This window comes from Bradyrhizobium erythrophlei (assembly GCF_042430365.1).
Taxonomy (GTDB): Bacteria; Pseudomonadota; Alphaproteobacteria; order Rhizobiales; family Xanthobacteraceae; genus Bradyrhizobium; species Bradyrhizobium erythrophlei.
On the sequence record NZ_JBHMET010000267.1, the window covers coordinates 25,164 to 44,543 of the forward strand.

Annotated in this window: 17 protein-coding genes and 1 pseudogene; 10 read left to right on the forward strand and 8 right to left on the reverse strand. The window is 64.9% G+C overall.

Annotation, left to right across the window (positions count from 1 at the left end):
* Positions 1-28: 28 nt before the first annotated feature.
* The 4 genes from ACFFWD_RS40380 to ACFFWD_RS40395 are packed head-to-tail and all read left to right on the forward strand — an operon-like array spanning position 29 to position 3,259.
* Positions 29-502, forward strand: coding sequence for a DUF305 domain-containing protein (locus ACFFWD_RS40380; protein ID WP_376974968.1), 474 nt, complete (start codon positions 29-31; stop codon positions 500-502).
* Positions 503-513: 11 nt separating this feature from the next.
* Entirely contained in the window at positions 514-1,971 is a 1,458-nt protein-coding gene (locus ACFFWD_RS40385) for a YncE family protein (RefSeq protein ID WP_376974969.1), read from the forward strand.
* Positions 1,968-2,498: an RNA polymerase sigma factor gene (locus ACFFWD_RS40390; protein ID WP_376974970.1), complete on the forward strand. Its 531-nt coding sequence runs from the start codon at positions 1,968-1,970 to the stop codon at positions 2,496-2,498. Before ACFFWD_RS40385 ends, ACFFWD_RS40390 begins: the two co-directional genes overlap by 4 nt.
* Positions 2,495-3,259 (forward strand): anti-sigma factor family protein, encoded by a 765-nt coding sequence (locus ACFFWD_RS40395; protein WP_376974971.1) that lies wholly within the window; start codon positions 2,495-2,497, stop codon positions 3,257-3,259. Before ACFFWD_RS40390 ends, ACFFWD_RS40395 begins: the two co-directional genes overlap by 4 nt.
* Here the strand turns inward: ACFFWD_RS40395 and ACFFWD_RS40400 are convergent.
* The 7 genes and pseudogenes from ACFFWD_RS40400 to ACFFWD_RS40430 all read right to left on the reverse strand — a co-directional run bounded on the left by ACFFWD_RS40400 (position 3,256) and on the right by ACFFWD_RS40430 (position 10,968).
* Positions 3,256-4,497: an MFS transporter gene (locus tag ACFFWD_RS40400; protein WP_376974972.1), complete on the reverse strand. Its 1,242-nt coding sequence runs from the start codon at positions 4,495-4,497 to the stop codon at positions 3,256-3,258. The genes ACFFWD_RS40395 and ACFFWD_RS40400 overlap by 4 nt on opposite strands.
* Positions 4,498-4,727: 230 nt before the next feature.
* Positions 4,728-5,573, reverse strand: coding sequence for a CmcJ/NvfI family oxidoreductase (locus ACFFWD_RS40405; RefSeq protein WP_376974973.1), 846 nt, complete (start codon positions 5,571-5,573; stop codon positions 4,728-4,730).
* 276 nt (positions 5,574-5,849) lie between these two features.
* Positions 5,850-6,944, reverse strand: coding sequence for an LLM class flavin-dependent oxidoreductase (locus ACFFWD_RS40410; protein WP_376974974.1), 1,095 nt, complete (start codon positions 6,942-6,944; stop codon positions 5,850-5,852).
* A gap of 31 nt (positions 6,945-6,975) precedes the next feature.
* Positions 6,976-8,095, reverse strand: a pseudogene (locus ACFFWD_RS40415) (acyl-CoA dehydrogenase family protein).
* On the reverse strand, positions 8,089-8,886 hold the full coding sequence (locus ACFFWD_RS40420) for an ABC transporter ATP-binding protein (protein ID WP_376974975.1): 798 nt from the start codon (positions 8,884-8,886) through the stop codon (positions 8,089-8,091). Before ACFFWD_RS40420 ends, ACFFWD_RS40415 begins: the two are co-directional and overlap by 7 nt.
* On the reverse strand, positions 8,880-9,896 hold the full coding sequence (locus ACFFWD_RS40425; RefSeq protein ID WP_376974976.1) for an ABC transporter permease: 1,017 nt from the start codon (positions 9,894-9,896) through the stop codon (positions 8,880-8,882). Before ACFFWD_RS40425 ends, ACFFWD_RS40420 begins: the two co-directional genes overlap by 7 nt.
* Positions 9,874-10,968: an ABC transporter substrate-binding protein gene (locus ACFFWD_RS40430; RefSeq protein ID WP_376974977.1), complete on the reverse strand. Its 1,095-nt coding sequence runs from the start codon at positions 10,966-10,968 to the stop codon at positions 9,874-9,876. The genes ACFFWD_RS40425 and ACFFWD_RS40430 overlap by 23 nt, the downstream gene beginning before the upstream one ends.
* 472 nt (positions 10,969-11,440) lie before the next feature.
* On the opposite strand from ACFFWD_RS40430, the gene ACFFWD_RS40435 reads away from it, so the two are divergent.
* Both ACFFWD_RS40435 and ACFFWD_RS40440 read left to right on the forward strand, forming a co-directional pair.
* Entirely contained in the window at positions 11,441-12,427 is a 987-nt protein-coding gene (locus ACFFWD_RS40435; RefSeq protein WP_376974978.1) for an ABC transporter substrate-binding protein, read from the forward strand.
* 301 nt (positions 12,428-12,728) lie between these two features.
* Positions 12,729-13,508, forward strand: a complete 780-nt coding sequence (locus tag ACFFWD_RS40440) for an SDR family oxidoreductase (protein ID WP_376974979.1) — start codon at positions 12,729-12,731, stop codon at positions 13,506-13,508.
* A gap of 61 nt (positions 13,509-13,569) precedes the next feature.
* Here the strand turns inward: ACFFWD_RS40440 and ACFFWD_RS40445 are convergent, their stop codons facing one another.
* Positions 13,570-13,869, reverse strand: coding sequence for an HU family DNA-binding protein (locus ACFFWD_RS40445; protein WP_280976603.1), 300 nt, complete (start codon positions 13,867-13,869; stop codon positions 13,570-13,572).
* Positions 13,870-14,303: 434 nt separating this feature from the next.
* On the opposite strand from ACFFWD_RS40445, the gene ACFFWD_RS40450 reads away from it, so the two are divergent.
* Genes ACFFWD_RS40450 through ACFFWD_RS40465 form a run of 4 tightly spaced genes read left to right on the forward strand, consistent with a single transcriptional unit; the run spans position 14,304 to position 19,374 of the window.
* Positions 14,304-15,917: an ABC transporter substrate-binding protein gene (locus ACFFWD_RS40450; protein WP_376974980.1), complete on the forward strand. Its 1,614-nt coding sequence runs from the start codon at positions 14,304-14,306 to the stop codon at positions 15,915-15,917.
* Positions 15,918-15,941: 24 nt separating this feature from the next.
* Positions 15,942-16,919 (forward strand): ABC transporter permease, encoded by a 978-nt coding sequence (locus ACFFWD_RS40455; RefSeq protein ID WP_376974981.1) that lies wholly within the window; start codon positions 15,942-15,944, stop codon positions 16,917-16,919.
* 2 nt (positions 16,920-16,921) lie between these two features.
* Complete coding sequence (locus ACFFWD_RS40460) at positions 16,922-17,752, forward strand: ABC transporter permease (RefSeq protein ID WP_376974982.1); 831 nt, start codon at positions 16,922-16,924, stop codon at positions 17,750-17,752.
* The gene (locus ACFFWD_RS40465) at positions 17,749-19,374 is read left to right on the forward strand and encodes an ABC transporter ATP-binding protein (protein WP_376974983.1); all 1,626 of its coding nucleotides are present in this window, start codon (positions 17,749-17,751) and stop codon (positions 19,372-19,374) included. Before ACFFWD_RS40460 ends, ACFFWD_RS40465 begins: the two co-directional genes overlap by 4 nt.
* Positions 19,375-19,380 lie beyond the last annotated feature (6 nt).

Consider the following 19,380-nt stretch of genomic DNA (forward strand, 5'->3'; position numbering starts at 1 on the left):
TCCCCGCCAACCTTCAGGGTGACCCGTGATGTATTTGCGATTCTTCAGACCCGGCATCGGCACCGCGCTGCTCGGCGCGCGTGTCCTGTTTGCCCTTGCGGCTTCTCCGGCGGCGCTGGCGCACGAAGCGCATCGCCCCGCCCAGAATGCGCCGATGGCCGAGGAAAGTGCGTTCCTCGCCGAGAACGATGCCGCGATGACCAAGATGATGAACGACATGGCCGCCAAGCCGAGCGGCGACATCGACCGCGATTTTGTCGCGATGATGACGCCGCATCATCAGGGCGCGATCGACATGGCCGTGATCGAGCTCCGCTACGGCAAGAACGAGCAACTCCGACGCATCGCGCAGGAGATCATCGTCGAGCAGATGCAGGAGATCGCGGCCATGAAGCTCGCGATCGGCGAACAAGTCACGGCATCCGCGCCCGCACCGACGCAAGCCAGTCCGCCGGCGGCTGCTCACGATCACATGAACATGTCCCACGAAATGAAGAAGTAGGAGCCCGCGTGATGAACCGCCAATTCCTGACGAGCCTGCTGGCCACGACCGTGGTTGCGATGTCGACCTCCGCCTTCGCCGGGCAGGCACCGGGGGCTGCGTCCTCGCCCGATGTCCCGCTCAGCCATCACGACCGCGTCTACGCCGCCGAGCAGTTCTCGAACACCGTCTCCGTCACGGATCCCGTCGACAACAAGCTGCTCGGCGTCATCCGGCTGGGCGATCCGCAGCCGGGCAATTTCAGCCCGCTGTACAAGGGGCAGGTGCTGGTCCACGGCATGGGCTACTCGCCCGACCATCGGACGCTTGCCGTCGTCTCGATCGGCTCGAACTCGGTGACCTTCATCGACACGGCCACAAACACGGTCAAGCACGTCACCTATGTCGGACGTTCACCTCATGAGGCCTTCTTTACGCCCGACGGCAAGGAGGTCTGGGTCACCGTGCGTGGCGAGAACTACATCTCGGTGATGGACGCAAAGACCTTCAAGGAAACCGCGCGCATCGAGGTGCCGCCCGGGCCCGGCATGCAAATCTTCTCTCCCGACGGCAAATACGGCTACATCTGCTCCTCGTTCAATCCGGAGACCGACGTGGTCTCGGTCGCCGACCATCAGATCGTTGCGCGCGTGAAGCAGGAGAGCCCGTTCTGCCCGAACATCGCGGCCACGCCCGATGGCGAGCAGGTCTGGTTCACGCTGAAGGATGTCGGAAGGACGCAGGTCTTCAACGCCAAACCGCCGTTCAATCCGATCAAGACAATCGATACCGGACCGATCACCAACCACGTCAACTTCGCCAAGACCGCCAAGGGGACGTTCGCCTATGTCACCATCGGCGGCACCAACGAGGTCAAGGTGTATCGAACCGACGACTTCTCAGAGGTCGCGACCATTCCCGTGGGCAATCTGCCGCATGGTATTTGGCCATCCGGCGACGGCACACGGATCTATGTCGGCCTGGAGAATGCCGACGCGCTCGCCGCGATTGACACCGCGACCAACAAGGTGATCGCCAACATCCCGATCGGCCAGGCGCCGCAGGCGATCGTCTACGTGCCGGAAGCCGCGCCCAATCCGGACGACCGCCAGAACCTGCAGGCCCTCGGCGTCGCCGGTCAGGTCGCGCATCTCACGCTCGCATCGAAAACCGCGGCAAAGGGCGACAAGCCGCCGACCAGCGTGTCCCTGTTCGATCAGGGATTGATCCAGGTCTTACAGGCCTCCGTCACCGGCCTCGAGCCGAAGCAGCGCTATGTGCTGGCGCTGGCCGAGCAGGCCGACGGCAGCGGCATGGTGCAACCGCTGGCGGCCTTCATGACGAACCCTGCGGGGTCTGCGATCGTCAACGCCGCTGGCCCAATCCGACAGATCGTGCAAAGCTCGGCGAAGGCCGAACGGCGTTACCTCGTCATCGCCCCCGGCGAGCCGTCGAAATTCGGGACGGTCGTGCAGGTGCAAACGCCATGAGCGACATGCTGCACCAGATCGAGCCGGTGATTCCAGCGCTGCGCCGCTATGCGCGGGCGCTGGTCCGCAACCATGCGGCCGCCGACGATCTGGTGCAGGACTGCCTGGAGCGCGCCGTCAGCCACTGGCATCAACGGCGCGAAAGCGGCAATCCCCGGCCATGGCTGTTCGCGATCCTGCACAACCTTGCCATCAGCCAGTTCCGCCGCGCGGCGACGCGCGGCCAACACGTCACTATCGACGAGGCGCACGAGCATGAGATCGGACAGAACGCCGTGCAGGAACAGAAACTGATGTATCGGGATGTGATTGAGAAGCTCGCCAGGCTTCCCGACGAACAACGCGCCGTGCTGCTGCTCGTCGCCGTCGAGGACCTGACCTACGCGGAGGCCGCCAAGGTGCTCAACATTCCGGTCGGCACCGTGATGTCGCGCCTGTCGCGGGCGCGCGAGCGGTTGCAGCAGGAAATCGAAGGGACCGCCACCAACTCGTCAAGGAACGTCGTGCAGTTGCGGAGCAACCCATGAGCAATCGCCCCATCACGGAAGATGATCTGCACGCCTATGTCGACCGTGTCCTCGAGCCCGAACGAGAAACCGAGGTCGCCGCCTATCTCGAGAATCATCCTGATGTGGCCAAGCGCGTCGCCGCCTTCTCCGGTCAGCGCAGCCTGTTGCGCGCGGCCCTTGCACCGATTGCGGAGGAGCCGCTGCCGCCGCAACTCAATTTGTCCAGGATCATCGAGAGCCGGCGGCGGCGCCCTGCGTCGTTCCGCTGGGCGATCGCGGCGATGCTGCTGCTCTCGATCGGCGGTCTCGGCGGATGGGTGATCCGTGGCGCGACACTGGCGTCGGCGGGCGGACTTGCCGCGCTCGGCCAGGAAGCAAGCGATTCCTACAAGGTCTATGCCTCCGATCGAACCCGGCCGGTCGAGCTGCGTGACAGCGCCGAACTCGTGCAATGGGTCTCCAGCCGGCTGCGTCAGCCGGTCAAGCTGCCGGACCTCGCGAAATCGGGATATCGTTTCATGGGCGGACGCGTGGTGCCGACTGCGCACGGTCCCGCGGCCATGTTCATGTACGACGATGATCGGGGCGATCGGCTTGTCGTCCTGACGCGTCCGATGACGTCAGATCAGAACGCGCCGATGACCCTGCATTCGGGCGACGACGTCGCCGGCTTCTCCTGGGCTGACGGTGGAATGGGCTATAGCCTCGTTGGACCGGGTGCGCCCGAGTCCTTGAGGCCGCTTGCCAACGAGGTTCGCAAGCAGGCGCGGACGATCTAGGCCTTCGTATAGATCAGAAACAACGTGGTCCCGATCAGCAGCGCCCCGGCCAGGAACAGCAGCACCGCGGGCAATCCGAACAGCGCCGCGACACCGGCGGTGGTCGACTGCAGCAGCGCTGCGCCGAGGAAGAAGGCGAGGTTGACCGCCGACAACGCCTTGCCGGTGTTCTGAGTGTCGACGAGCTGCCGCGTCATGCCGTAGATCAGCGGCTGCGCCGAGGTCGCAAACCCGATCAGGATCAATAGCACAAGATCATATCGCGACGGCATCACGGCGACGCCGAACAGGTTCGAGATCGGAAAGTGCGGCGCGCCCGCGGCCATCAGCACGAGCAACAGCGCCGCGATCAAATGGCTTGCGGCAACTGTCGTGCGGCGGTGCCCGAATCTGCGGTCGAACATGCCGATGCAGATCGGACCAAAGATCTGCGCCAGCGTGAACGCGCCGAGCACGTTACCGGTTTCGATGCGGCTCAGCGCCTTGACGTCCATCAGCCACGGGCCGCCCCAAAGCGCCCGCAACACCAGCGACGCGCCGAGCGAGACCAGCGACAGCGCGATCAACCCCCGCAGACCGCGCGACAATCCAAGCCGCAGCACTTCGGTCATCTGCGCGAGCGGCGAGGAGTCGTCGGCATGCGCCGCGGGCTGCCGCGGCACCAGCGCGAAAACGGCGACCAGCACGGCCATGCCAAACCCGGCCGAGAGCCAGAAGCCGGCACGCCAACCGAGCTGGTCGACGACAAAGGCGAGCGGGCTCGACGACAGCAGCATGCCGATGTTGCCGATCGACAGGATCATGCCGGACCACAACCCGAACTTCGCCGCCGACATCTGCTTGGCCGCCAGCGTCATCGGGCACATCAGCATGCCTGACGTGGCGACGCCGAGCATGAGCTGTCCGAGCAGGAACGTTGCTGGCCCAACGGCGAGCGCGGACACCAGCGCCCCGATCACGGTTCCACCGAGCAGTCCGAGCGCCACCGGACGGACGCCGAAACGATCCATCGCGGCGCCGACGGGCACCTGCGAGGCCGCAAAGGAGAAATGGTAGATCGAGGTGAGGCTCGCGAGCGCCTGCGGCGAGGTGCCGAAATCGGCCGCCATCAGGTCGAGGCTGATCGCCGGAATGGTGCGCAGCAGGGTCGACAGCATGTGGCCGCAGGCCAACGCCAGCAGCGCAAAAATCAGTGCGCGGAAACCAATTCCCGCGTGTCCAGTCGCCGCAGCGTCCACGAATCGCCTCTTTCCCGCGCGTGTTGTGGACGGCGTAACACTATTGTGCGGCGGGTGCCAACCTGTTGGGGACAGCCCATGCGGGTCGCAGATGGCGCTAGCGAGGGGCACGCTGAAGTTTCCACATCGTCACGGCCGGGCTCGTCCCGGCCATCCACGTCTTTCTCTCGCGCCGAAACCGAGACGTGGATGCCCGGCCCAAGGCCGGGCATGACGAAGGTCGGGCGTGTCTACGCTTTGTGGAACACCAACGTCCGGAGCTCGATGCTCTCGCGCGGCGGCGCGTCGGGTGGCGTGGTCGGATCGACGAACGCGGTGTGCGGCCCGAACCGCGTGCGGCCGTCAGTTGCCGAGTCGTAGCACTTCAGCAGGATCGCCTCGTCCGGCGTCATCTCGGGAATGTAGAACCAGCGATGGTTCGGATTGTATTTCACCGAGTAGGTCTCGCCCTGCCGGTTCGGATAGATCAAATCCGAGGGCACGAGATCGCCGGGTTCAACCGTCGTCCCGTCGACCATCGCAAGCGGCGAGTCGCGCAAGGGACCACGGATCGGCCGCCACAGGTTGATTACCTGCACGCGGCCCTTCACGAGCTCCTCGGCCTCATCGGGCAAATGCTCGAAGACGCGGTTGCGGCCGGAGAGATCGGTCTGGTCGACATGGACCCGGGTCGCCGGCTGGCGCGGCCCTGCGCCGCGGATGTCGGCTGCTCCTTCGACGCGCTTGCGCACGGTGTGATCGAAGATGAAGACGCGGTCAGCCTTGAGCGTCGCCTTCAGGAAGGCTTCGACCGCGGGATAGTAGACGCTGCGGATTTCCTTGTCGTCGTAGAAATCCTTTACGACGGTTGGATGCCTGACGAGCGTAAATCCCTCGCGGTCGAGCGAGAAACTGTCGGCGACCAGGCGCCCGTCGAAGATCGGAACGGTATGAGGCTCTGGCAGCGCGGTGGATTTCGGTTCGCCGGGCGGCGGCTCCAGCGCGTAGGTCCGAGGTTTTCCCGGCGTCGGCGCGAGGTAGTTGAGTTCGGCGGTAACGAACGGCAGCGACTCGATGCGAGTTTGTTGAAGGCCCACGGTGATCTCCCGGACTCGATTGTTCGTTCTGATCCATTTTGGTGGGAGCACCCGCACCGGCAAGGCCGCCACGAAAATAGCAATGTTGTCGTTTTGGCTGGCGAGAAACGGGGAAAATCCTTTCGGCGTCCCGCCCGCCGCGTGGATGGTTATTCCGGGATCACGGATTCGTTAGTGCGGGCGTTGGCGCTGAGGTTTCCGCATCGTCATGGCCGGGCTTGTCCCGGGCATGACGAGCTCTTGGAACGACCGGCCATATCAGGCACACAAGGCGGTTCACTCCGCCGCGACCCCGCGCTGCGCGTCGCGCGCGGCAATCAGCTGGCGGGTCAGCGGGATCAGCTCGCGGCCGTAGTCGATGGCATCAACCAGCGGATCGAAGCCGCGGATCAGGAAGTGGCTGATGCCGAGGTCGTAGTAGTCGCCGAACACCTCGGCGACCTGCTCGGGCGTGCCGACCAGCGCCGTCGTGTTGCTGTTGGCGCCAGTAAGTTTTGCGATTTCGGTCCACAGCCGCTTGTCGATGCGGGTGCCCTGGTCGGCCAGCGCCAAGAGGCGCTTGGCGCCGTCGGTTGCGTAATTGGGCCGACGATAGCCGGTCTTGTCCTGCAGCGAGGTGGCGCGCTCGAGGATCGCGTCGGCCTTCTTCCAGGCCTTCTCCTCGGTGTCGGCAAGGATCGGCCGCACCGACAGGCTAAAGCGCGGCGCCGGCCGGCCGTATTTGGCGGCTGCAGCCCGCACCCGCGCGGTGACGTCGCGCACCTGCGCATAGGATTCGCCCCACAGCGCGAAGGTGTCGGCATGCTTGCCGGCGACCTCGATCGCAGCGTCCGAGCCGCCGCCGACGAAGGTGTAGATGCCGCCCTTCTGCAACGGCTTCACCTGCGAAAAACCGTTCTCGACGTTGTAATACTTGCCGCTGTAGTTGAACGGCTTCTCGCTAGTCCATTCCAGCCGCACGACATCGAGGAACTCGTTGGTGCGTGCGTAGCGCTCGTCCTTGTCGTCGAGCGTGTTGCCGTCCTGGCGCAGCTCAATGGCGTTGCCTCCGGTAATCACGTGCAGCGACACGCGGCCGCCATAGAACTGGTCGAGTGTCGCGAGTTGCCGCGCCAGAAGCGTCGGTGCAGTAAAGCCCGGGCGCTGCGCGATCATCACCTTCAGCGATTTCGTGATCGTCAGCACATGCTGCGCAACCTGCAGCGCATCCGGAGTGGTCGAATGGAACGCCAAGAGCGCGCGGTCAAAGCCTGCCAGCTCATGCGCCTTGGCGACCGTCTCGATATAGGGCGGATCGAGCACCGGCCCCGATCGGACAACCGTCTCGGACGAATAGTTGTTGGTGATGAAGCCGATGAACTCGACCGACATTGGCAAGGCTCCGGATTTCGCTTGTTGTTATTCAGACGCCCAGCGCGAGGCGTCCGGCGGAGATACGGGTGGTGTCGTCCTGCGGGGTGTGGACGCGGCCGCACAGCACATCGCGATAGTGCCGTTCCAGCGAGTTGGTTCGCGACAGACCGTGATTGCTGGCGAGCTGCAAGGCATCCTCCACCGCTTTGACGGCATTGTTGGTCACCGTCAGCTTGACGATGTTAGACTCGATCGGACTGAGCTGGAAGCCGTTATCGAAATCGGCGGCGAAGCTGTCGATCAGGCGCGCATTGACCGCAAGCCGCGCCTCGATCCCGCCGAGCACCTCCTGGGCGCGCGGCAGCGTCGCGAGCGGCGCGCCGAGATTGGCAGGCAGCCGCTCCTTCAGGAATGTGACCAGCCAGTCGCGCGCGGCGCGGGCGATGCCGTCATAGATCGCGGCAACAAAGATGGTATGGACGGTCGCCTGCGTTGGATCCGGAGCCTTCCAGTCGTCGGGATTGCGAACGTCGACCTCGTAGTCGAGCGGAAACACGACGTCGTCGAAGATCACGGTATGGCTGCCGCTGGCGCGCAAGCCAAGATGATCCCATGTCTCGACGATCTGCGTTCCCGGCAATCCGGCCGGAACCAGGAAGATTCCAACGCGCGTCTCGGCTTCGTCGGTCTTCGCCCATACAGCGTACCACTTCAGGATCGGCGCACCGGTCGAATAGATTTTCTGACCCGTCAGCCGCCAGCCGGTTGCGGTGCGCCGCGCAATGGTTGCCGGCAGGCCACCGCGCGCGGGCGAGCCGAGTGCGGGCTCGACACGCAGCGCGTTGATCAGGGCCATGCCCTCGACCGTCTCCTTAGCGAGCTTACGCGACAGCCGGGCCGGCCAGCGCGGTCGACGGGCAGGCCTTGCCGATGATGCCAAGCACGCGCGCCGTGTCGCGGGCGCCCGCCCCCGCCCCGCCGAGCACCGCCGGCACGGTCAGCGCCAGCAGGCCGGCGCGCGCGAGATCGGAGAAATTCTCGAACGGGAAGCTCGCGTCACGATCGTGCAGAGGCGCGCGCGCCGCGAAGGTCTCGGCGAGCCGCGTGGCACGCGCGATAGTGTCGGGCTCGCTCGCCTGCGCCAGTTCCTGTGCAGCTGTGGTCACCATGTCGCTTCCAGGCCAAGCAAGCCGAGGATTTGCCTGCGCAGGTCGGCGAGGTAGGGATCGCCGCGGTGGCGCGGATAGGGCTGTTGGACGGCAATGTCGGCCTTGATCCGCGCCGGGCGGTCAGAGAGCACGATGACGCGGTTGGCGAGCACCAGCGCTTCCTCCGCGTCATGGGTGACCAGCAGCGTCGTAAAACCCTTGCGCTGCCACAGCGACACGAGCTCGGATTGCATGGTGATCCGCGTCAGCGAATCGAGCTTGCCGAGCGGCTCATCGAGCACGAGCACCTTGGGATCATTGACCAGCGCCCGCGCCAGCGCGACGCGCTGCGCCATGCCACCGGACAATTGATGCGGATAGGCGTTGCGGAACGCCGACAGGCCGACCAGATCGAGCGCGGCATCGACCCGCTGCCGCTCGCGCTTCAGGATGCCCTGCGCTTCCAGCCCCAGCGCGACATTGTCCCAGACCGTGCGCCAGGGAAACAGTGTCGGGTCCTGGAACACGACTACGCGTGAAGGGTGCGGGCCGGTGATGCGGCGCTCATCCTCCCGCAGCGCGCCGGCGCGCGGCTTCTCGAGACCGGCGACCAGCCGCAGCAAGGTCGACTTGCCGCAGCCGGACGGACCGAGCAGCGCGACGAACTCGCCGGGCGCGATCGCCAGGTTGATATTGTCGAGCACCGGCAGCTCCGCGCCATCAATGTCGAAGGCGTGGCTGACGCCCTCGATGTCAAGCGCCGCACCGACCGCAGGATAGGTGACCGCCTCGGCTATGGCCTGCGCTACCATTTGACCACGCCCTTCTGCCAGACCAGCAGGCGGTCGCGGGTGCGGAACAACAGCGTAATCGCGCCGGAGCAGAGCAGCGACATCACGATCAGCGCCGCATACATATTGGCATAGGCCGCCCAGCCCTGCGCCCATTGCAGGTACCAGCCGAGGCCGGCCTTGACGCCGATCATCTCGGCGACGACGAGCACGGCAAAGGACGAGCCGAGCCCCATGAACAGGCCAACGAACACGTGCGGCAGCGCTGCGGGGATCGCGACCTTCAGCACCAGAAACGACGGCTTGGCGCCGAGCGTGCGCGCGACATCATAATAGGCGCTGCTGACGCTGGCGACGCCCGACCAGGTCAAGACCGTCACCGGAAAGCCGGTGGCAAGTGCGATCAGGAAAGTCGAGGCGCTCAAGCTCGACGGGAAGGTGAAGAAGGCGATCGGCAGCCAGGCCGTCGCCGGCAACGGACCGATGAAGCGCAGGATTGGATGCACCCAGTAGCCGACCTTTTGCGACCAGCCGATCGAGACGCCGGTGAGGAAGCCGATGGTCGCGCCGATGACGTAGCCGCCGAGCTGCAGCTTGATCGAGGCGAATACGCTGTCGAGCAGCTTTGGCAGATCGTCGGTATAGACCTCGAGGATCGCCTGCGGCGGCGGGAAGAACGGCAGCGGCAGCCACGCGAACTTGGCGGTCGCGACCTCCCACAGCGTCACGAAGGCGCCGAACGCGACGAGCCAGGGCGCGCGCTTGCGCAAGGCCTGCCCCGCACTGCCGAGATAGTCTGCGCCGAGCGTACCGAACAGCACGAAGGCGGCAATGATAAAGGCGCCGATGCCGAGCGACTCGGTCCGCGACCAATCGCCGACATCGGGCCAGAACAGGCAGGAGACCCCGAACGCAATCCACGCGAGGCTGGCCGCGAGCCCGACACCGTAGCCACCGTGGAGATGGATCGGCGTCGCAGCGGCGCGTTGCGCCGCCGCGCCCGGTGCGTCAGACACTGAATAGGTCGACATAGATCCGCTCCGCAAATTTGGCCGTGTCCGTGCTCGGCTTGAACACCGAGACCGATTTCAGGTCGTCGGCATAGCCTTTCAGCTCGCGCTTCAGCACGTCGCCCGTGGGATGATGGTGATGGGTGTGGTAGCGCGCCATCGCCTCGAGGTCGGCAAGGCTCGCCGCCTTCGGCGCGTAGGGCTGGAACGACTTCGCCGCCTTGTCGGGATTCTGCGAGGTGAACATCGCGGCATCGAGCAGCGCCTGCGTGATGGCACGCGCCACCTGCGGCTCCTCGCGCACCAGGCTGCCGCGCAGCCCGACGATGCAGCAGCTCTTGTCGCGGTATTCGCCGTCGAGATTGGAGGCCACTTCTTTGTACTGTGGATCCTTCAGCCAGAGATAGGCAAGCGGGTCGGACGACAGGAAGGCCTGCACCTCGCCCTTCTCCACCGCGACGTTGAGGAGGTTGCCGGGATAAGCGCGCCAGTCGACGTCCTTGACCGGATCGATGCCGAGCTTGGACAGCTGGATCGAGAAGAAGTTCTTGTCGGGGCCGGCGAGATCGCCGACCGCTATGATCTTGCCCTTGAGATCGGCGAGCTTGTCGACGCCCGAATTGGCGCGGGTCAGGACGCGCATGCAGCCGCCATGGGTGCCGGCCGCGATCTTGACGTCAAAGCCCTGCTCGAGCGGCTTCAGCCAGCGCAGCGCCATGCCGAGCCCGGCGTCGCTCTTGCCGGTGGCGATCGCCTCCAGTAACTGGTCGGTCGAGCCGGAATAATTGACGAGCTCGACGTCGAGGTTCTGCTTCTGGAAGAAGCCGTAGTCGATCGCGACCGGCAGCGGCGCGAGGCAGACGGCGCCGGCGTTCCACGACAGCTTTAGCTTGCGCGGGCTGCCTGCGAGCGGCGCCGCGTCGGATGCCGTCTTGCAGATCGGAAACTCGGAGAAGTCGATCGCCGGCACCACCGCGCGCGGCGAAAAGGCCTGCGCACCATAGGCACTGATCGGCGCGGCAAGGGCTGCGGCCGCCCCACCGCGCAGCAGCGTGCGGCGATCCATCACCGCCTTCTTGTTGTCGGTCGACATATTCACTCCTGCATTCCGGCAAGGCTCCGCAGTGCACGCAACCGTCTCCGTTTGCGCGTCCTTCGTTCGGAGCCCTTGTTGTAAAAAAGCGGATTTCTCCGGCGCGATTGCAATCAAAGCAACGCACAAATGATGCGGCGCGATAGCGTCATCGTCAATGAAATGGAATTTCGAATGTTGCGCGCACGAAAGGTGTTATCTCCCCGATCGCATCGCGCGACGATGAAACGATTTCCGGCGCACTCGAGCTGCGAACGCGCGATAGATCGACATCGGATGCACGGTATTTGAGCGGCTTTCGCTCGCATGCGCGACGTCTTCTACGAATACATCGTTTGACGAGCGAGTCTTTGCCATCAGCCTCGCGAATTCAGTTTTCCGTTTCGTTGACGGCGAACACGGCGCTCATAGACTTGATCAAACGCTGGTGCGCTTCCCATGCCTTCAGCGAATGAATCAGAAAGAAATGGCTATGCGCAAACTCACCCGCTCGGGCTCTCCCTACTCTCTCACCCGCCGCACGGCACCCGCGCTGATCGCGGCCGCGATCACGCTGTCGACGTCATTTGCCGCCTTGGCGGATGAGACGATCGTGCTTCGCGTCGGCGACCAGAAAGGCGGCAACCGCTCGCTGCTCGAATTCTCCGGCCTCGCCAAGGACCTGCCGTACAGGATCGAGTGGGCCGAGTTTCCGGCCGCCGCGCCGATCCTGGAGGCGATCAACGCCGGCGCGCTCGACGTCGGCTATACCGGCGATCTCTCCTTCCTCACGGTGTACGCCTCAGGCGCGCCGATCAAAGCGATCGGCGGCACGCGGTCCGACGCACGCACGCAGGCGATCCTGGTGCGCGGGGATTCGCCGATCAAGACCGCCGCCGATCTGAAAGGCAAGCGGCTCGCCGGCACGCGCGGCGGCTGGGGGCAATTCCTGATCGACGCGACGCTGGAGAAGACGGGCTACAAAATCGACGAAGCCACCTTCGCGCCGCTCGGCCCGGTTGACGCAAAGATCGCGCTGCTCGCCGGTTCGATCGACGCCTGGGCGGTGTGGGAGCCCTACATCTCCTATGCGACGCTGAAGGACAAAGCGCGCGTGGTGGCCGACGGCGAGGGCCTGACGCCGACCATCACCTTCATCGTCGCCTCCGACAACGCGATCGCGACCAAGCGCGCCGCGGTGCAGGACCTGGTGCAGCGGCTCAACAAGGCGCGGCTGTGGTCGCTCGATCACCTCGCCGAGTATGCCAAGAACACCGCCGAATTGACAAAGCTGCCGGAGGACGTGCTGCTCGCCGCCTACACCGCGCAGAAGACCTCGCCGATCGCGATCGACGAGGCCGTCGTGAAGGAGGTGCAGGCGGCGTCCGACCGGGCCACGCGTTACGGCATCCTGTCGAAGACGCTGGATGTCGGAAAGGCGGTCGACCGCAGCTTCACAGCCGCCGCGAACTCGAACTAGCCGTAGACCTCACCTTCCCTTGCAAAGGGGAGGTCGGTTTCCGCGCAAGCGCAAACCGGGTGGGGATCCTGCCTCCACAAACGCCAGCGCTCGTGGAGAGCAACCCCCCACCCCTCCCTCCCCCTTTCAGGGGGAGGGAGCCAGACGGCGGTGCTCACCTCACCACAAAATCCGGAGACGTCCGATGTACGGCCCGCTCCATCTCGCGCTTATCGTCATGGCGCATCTGACCTGCATGGCCTTGTTGGTGATGCTCTCGCTTTGATACGTTTCTCCCAGGTCAGACCCAGGGAGAACAACAATGAACCTGACAATGAAAGACCGCGTCGCGGTGGTGACCGGCGGCAGCAAGGGGATCGGGATCGCGGTCGCGCGCCGGTTCGCCGAGTCCGGCGCGAAGGTTGCCATCCTCGCGCGTGGCGCCGCCGACCTGACGGCCGCGCGCGAGGCGCTGGCCAAGGATGGACTTGCAGTCCGCGACTATGTCTGCGACGTCTCGAAGGTTGCCGATATCACCAGGGCCCATGACAGGATCGTCGCCGATTTCGGCAAGATCGACGTGCTGGTCAACAACGCCGGGACGGCGCGCACGCTGGCGTTCGAGAACATCAGCGACGAGGCCTGGCAGGAAGACCTTGATCTGAAACTGTTCGCGGCGATCCGATTCAGCCGGCTAGTCTGGGACGGCATGAAGCAGCGCAAATGGGGCCGCATCATCAACGTGCTCAACACCTTCGCCAAGGCACCCGCCGGCCATTCCGCCCCGACCTCGGTGTCCCGCGCCGCCGGCATGGCGCTGACCAAGGTGATGGCCAATGAAGGCGGCGAGCACAACATCCTGGTGAATGCGCTGCTGGTCGGCCTGATCATGAGCGACCAGTGGGTCAAGCGCCACGCCGCCCAAGCGCCGAACATGGATTTCAGCGAATTCGCCAAGGGACTGGCCAAGGGCACGCCGCTCGGCCGCATCGGCACGGCGGAGGAGTTCGCCAACCTCGCCTGCTTCCTCGCCTCCGAGCAGGGCTCCTACATCACCGGCACCGCCATCAATGTCGATGGCGGCCGATCGCCGGTGGTTTAGCAATCCACCACTAAGGCAGGCTCAAAAGCAAAAGGCCTCCGTCACCGGAGGCCTTTCTTTCTTAAACCGCGTCCTTGGCGGCCTTGACCGGCCGTGCGCGGACGATCTTCCTGGCCGGCTTGGCCTTGAACATCATCTCTTCGCCCGTGAAGGGGTTGGTGCCCTTGCGCGCCTTGGTCGCAGGCTTCTTGACCACGACGAACTTGGCGAAGCCGGGGACGAGGAACACCCCGTTCTTCTTCAGCTCCTTGTGGCCGACATCGACGAGCGTGTCCAACACGTTCTTGACGTCGCGCTTGGAAAGTTCGGTGGTGGTCGCGATCTTCTCGATCACTTGCGACTTCGACAATTGGGTAGCCATGGTTGCTCCATTGATTCTGGAGTGGGCACGATATGGCGGAAAATGCCGAAAAAGACAGGGTTTTCTGCACTCTTCACAGCAATATCGCTGTGGACAGCACCCGAATCAGCGATTTTTCCGGGGTTTTTTCAAGTCAAGGTGCTTCCGACCCCTAAAATAACAGGGTTTGCGCGCTTCCAAACGGCGGCGGGACGGGCGTCGGCGAGAATCACGGCCTGCCCTTCAGACCCGCCAAGACGCGACGCACGCAGGCCGGACTCAAGTTGTCGACCGGCACGGCATGCCACTTCAGGTTTCGGAAACGATCTTCCGAAAGGCCAAGACATTAGAAAATGACTTAAGTTCGCTTTCCATCGTAACATTGGTCAAACCCCGCCATGAGCCCATGGCGGGGCAAAAGATGTGAGCCTTGAGTGACCCTTGGAGACCCGCGTATGGACTTGACCCGCCTTGAGATCAACCGCCGCACGGCACTTCTGACCTCGGCCGCGATTGCGGCCAATGTCATCAACCCGATGCGGGCTTTTGCGCAGGAGACCCCGCGCAAGGGCGGCGTGTTCAACGTCCACTACGGCGCCGAGCAGCGCCAACTCAACCCGAGCATCCAGGCCTCGACCGGCGTCTACATCATCGGCGGCAAGATCCAGGAGAATCTGGTCGACCTCGACGCCAACGGCCAGCCGGTCGGCGTGCTCGCCGAGAGCTGGGAGGCGACGCCTGACGGCAAGACCATCACCTTCAAGCTACGCAAGGGCGTCACCTGGCACGACGGCAAGCCGTTCACCTCAGAAGACGTCGCATTCACCGCGATGAACATGTGGAAGAAGATCCTCAATTATGGGTCGACGCTGCAGCTCTTCCTGACCGCGGTCGATACGCCGGACCCGCAGACCGCGATCTTCCGGTACGAGCGGCCGATGCCGCTCAACCTCTTGCTGCGGGCCCTGCCCGACCTCGGCTACGTCTCCGCCAAGCACCTCTACGAGAGCGGCGATATCAGGCAGAACCCGACCAACCTGGCGCCGGTCGGCACCGGCCCATTCAAATTCGTCAAATATGAACGCGGGCAATACATCATCGCCGACCGCAACCCGGACTACTGGCGGCCGAACGCCCCCTATCTCGACCGCATCGTCTGGAAGGTGATCACCGACCGCGCCGCCGCGGCCGCGCAGATGGAGGCCGGCGAGCTGCACTACAGCCCGTTCTCGGGCCTGACCATCTCCGACATGGCGCGGCTCGGCAAGGACAAGCGCTTCATCGTCTCGACCAAGGGCAATGAAGGCAACGCCCGCACCAACACCATCGAGTTCAATTTCCGCCGCAAGGAGCTGTCCGACATCCGCGTTCGCCGCGCTGTCGCGCATGCGATCAACGTGCCGTTCTTTATCGACAACTTCCTCGGCGATTTTGCAAAACTCGGCACCGGGCCGATCCCCTCGACCTCGACCGACTTCTATCCGGGTGCCGGCACGCCGCAATACCCTTACGACAAGGCCAAGGCGATCGCGCTGCTCGACGAGGCCGGCTTCAAGGCGAGCGGCGGCAGCCGCTTCTCGCTCAAGCTCCTGCCGGCGCCATGGGGCGAGGACATCTCGCTGTGGTCGACCTTCATCCAGCAGTCGCTGTCGGAGGTCGGCATCCAGGTCGACATCGTGCGCAATGACGGCGGCGGCTTCCTCAAGCAGGTCTATGACGACCACGCCTTCGATCTCGCCACCGGCTGGCACCAGTACCGCAACGACCCGGCGGTCTCGACCACGGTCTGGTATCGCTCCGGCCAGCCCAAGGGCGCGCCCTGGACCAACCAGTGGGGCTGGGAGGACAAGACCGTCGACGCCACCATCGACAATGCCCTGACCGAGCTCGATCCGGCCAAGCGCAAGGCGCTCTATGCCGAGTTCGTCAAGGAGGTGAACACCGAGTTGCCGGTCTGGATGCCGATCGAGCAGATCTTCGTCACCGTGATCACCGCCAAGGCGCGCAACCACTCCAACACCCCGCGCTGGGGCTCGGCGAGCTGGCACGATCTTTGGCTTTCGGCCTGACCTCATATCCGTCAGAATGAAAGCATGCGTATCCTGAGCCTTGCGGGGCGGCGGCTCGTCGCCTCGATCCCGACCCTTGTCCTGATCCTGATCGGCGTGTTCCTGCTCTTGCAGCTCGCGCCGGGCGACACCGTCGATGGGCTGATGGCGCAGATGGGCGGCGGCGACGCCGCGACCGCCCGGGAGCTGCGCAAATTCTACGGGCTCGACCTCTCGATTCCCGCGCAGCTTGCCAACTACCTGTGGCGGCTGGTGCGGCTCGATCTCGGCTTCTCCTCGATCTACGGCAAGCCGGTCGCGACCGTGATCCTGGAGAGGCTGCCGCCAACCATTCTTCTGATGACCGCGTCGCTGTCGTTTGCGTTCTTCTTCGGCCTCGTGTTCGGGGTGATCGCCGCGCGCGGCGTCAACCGCTGGCCGGATACGCTGATCTCCACCCTCGGCCTGATCTTCTACGCCACGCCCTCGTTCTGGTTCGGGCTGATGGCGATCGTGGTGTTCTCGGTCTACCTGCAATGGCTGCCGCCGGGCGGCTTCGAGGACATCGGCACGGTGCAGACCGGTGTCTGGCGCATGCTCGACATCGCCTCGCACCTGGTGCTGCCGACCTTGACGCTCGGGCTGATCTTCCTTGCGGTGTATTTGCGGATCATGCGCGCCTCGATGCTGGAGGTCTTGAACCTCGATTTCGTGCGCACGGCGCGCGCCAAGGGGCTGGACGAGACCCATGTCGTCACCCGCCACGTGCTGCGCAACGCGCTGTTACCGATGGTGACGCTGATCGGCCTGCAGGCCGGCACCATGCTCGGCGGCTCTGTCGTGGTCGAGAGCGTGTTCTCGCTGCCCGGCCTCGGGCGCCTCGCCTATGAATCGGTCGTGCAGCGCGACCTCAACACGCTGCTCGGCATCGTGTTCGTCTCCGCGCTGCTGGTTATCGTCGTGAACTTCATCGTCGACCTGCTCTACGCGCGGCTCGACCCGCGCATCGCGGCGGAGGGCTGACCATGGACGCGGTAAAACGCTACTTCCGCAGCCCCGCCGCCGTGATCGGCCTGATCCTGTTGCTGTTGGTTATCGCGATGGCGATCAGCGCGGGCTTCCTCTATCCGCGCGACCCGTTGGCGCTCGCCGGCCGGCCGCTAGTCTGGCCGTTCTCCAACCCGCGCTTCCTGCTCGGCACCGACAATTCGGGGCGCGACATCGCCGCCCAGATCTTCTACGGCGCGCGGATTTCGCTCCTGATCGGTGGCGTCGCCACCGTCATTGCGATCCTGATCGGTATCCTGGTCGGTGCCTTTGCCGGCTACTACGGCGGCTGGGTCGACAATGTGCTGATGCGGATCACGGAGGCGTTCCAGACCCTGCCGAATTTCGTGCTGCTCCTGGTGCTGGTCGCGGTGTTCGGCTCGACGCTCACCACCGTGACGATCGCGGTCGGCGTGGTGTCGTGGCCCGCGCCGGCGCGGCTGACCCGCGCTGAATTCCTGTCGCTGCGCAACCGCGAGTTCGTGCAGGCCGGCAAGACCCTCGGCATGAAGGATATCCAGCTCATCCTCGGCGAGATCCTGCCGAACGCGCTGCCGCCGGTCATCGTCTATGCCAGCGTGGTGATGGCGGTCGCGATCCTGCTCGAAAGCGCACTCGCTTTCTTGCGGCTCTCCGACCCCAACGTCGCCTCCTGGGGCAATCTGATCGGGCTTGGCCGCGACGTGCTGCGGGTGCAGTGGTACGTCTCGGCGATCCCGGGGATTGCGATCCTCGTCACCGTGCTCGCGGTGTCGCTGGTCGGCCAGGGCCTCAACGACGCGCTCAATCCGAGGCTGAAGAGCCGATGAGCGAGGCGGTCCTTTCCCTCGACGGGGTGACGGTCACCCTGCCCAAAGGCGCGGACCGACCGAACGCGCTGTCCGACGTCTCGCTGTCGATCGCGTCGAACGAGATCCTCTGCGTGGTCGGCGAGTCCGGCTCCGGCAAGTCGATGATGGCCAATGCCATCATGCGGCTGTTGCCGAACGAGGTCGGAATCGAGCAGGGACGGATGATGTTCGACGGCCGCGACCTCTGCGCCGCCGACCCAGCCGAGATGCGCGAGGTGCGCGGTGCCGGGATCGCGATGATCTTCCAGGAGCCGATGACCGCGCTCAATCCGCTCCGCACCATCGGCGACCAGATCGCCGAGATGTTCTCGATCCACACCACATTGTCGAAAGCCGACATCACCGCGCGGGTGCTGGCATTGCTCGAGGACGTCCGGATTCCCGATCCGAAGGCAGCGGCAAAGGCCTACCCGCACGAGCTCTCCGGCGGACAGCGCCAGCGTGCCATGATCGCGATGGCGCTGGCGCTCGACCCCAAGCTTTTGATCGCGGATGAACCGACCACCGCGCTCGACGTCACGACGCAAGCGCAGATCCTGAAGCTGATCCGCGACCTGCAGCAGCGCAAGAAGACCGCGGTGCTGTTCATCACCCATGATTTCGGCGTCGTCGCCGAGATCGCCGACCACGTGGTGGTGATGCAGCACGGCGTGATCGTCGAGCACGGCGCCGCCGACAAGGTGCTGAACACCCCGCAGCACGCCTACACCAAGAAGTTGATCGCCGCCGTGCCGCCGCTGAAGGCGCCGCCGCCGCGAATCCTGTCCGGCAAGGATGTCCTGACCATCAACAACGTCTCCAAGACCTACCGCACCGGCGGCTTCCTCGGCCGCGGCGCACGGGTCACGGAAGCCGTGAAGAATGTTTCGCTCAGCCTGCCGCGCGGCGCGACGCTCGGCATCGTCGGCGAATCCGGCTCGGGCAAATCGACGCTCGCCCGCTGCATCGTGCGCCTGATCGATCCGGCTGCGGGATCAATCCTGCTCGACGGCAAGGATTGGGCGAAGCTTCCGCGCGATGACGTCAGGCGCGAAACGCGTCACATCCAGATGGTGTTCCAGGATCCCTTCGCCTCGCTCAATCCGCGGCGCAAGGCGGCCGAGCTGGTGGCACAGGGACCGATCGTGCACGGCGCGGATCGCGCCACCGCGATCGAGGAGGCGAAGAAGCTATTCGCGCTCGTCGGCCTCGACCCGTCCGCCGGCGACCGCTTTCCGCACGAATTCTCCGGCGGCCAGCGCCAGCGCATCGGCCTTGCGCGCGCGCTCGCACTGAGGCCGGACGTGCTGGTCGCCGACGAGCCGGTCTCGGCGCTCGACGTCTCGGTGCAGGCGCAGGTGCTGAAGCTGTTGGCCGAGCTACGCCAGCAGCTTGGGCTCTCCATTATCTTCATCACCCACGATCTGCGCGTGGCCGCGCAAATCTCCGACCTCGTCGCCGTGATGAAGGATGGCGCCGTGGTCGAGCACGGGCTGACCGCCGACGTGTTCGGCAACCCGCAGGATCCCTACACCCAGGCGCTGCTTGCCGCGATCCCCGGAGGCCAGTTCGCGCGCGAGCACGACACGGCGGCCGTGTAGCCGGGC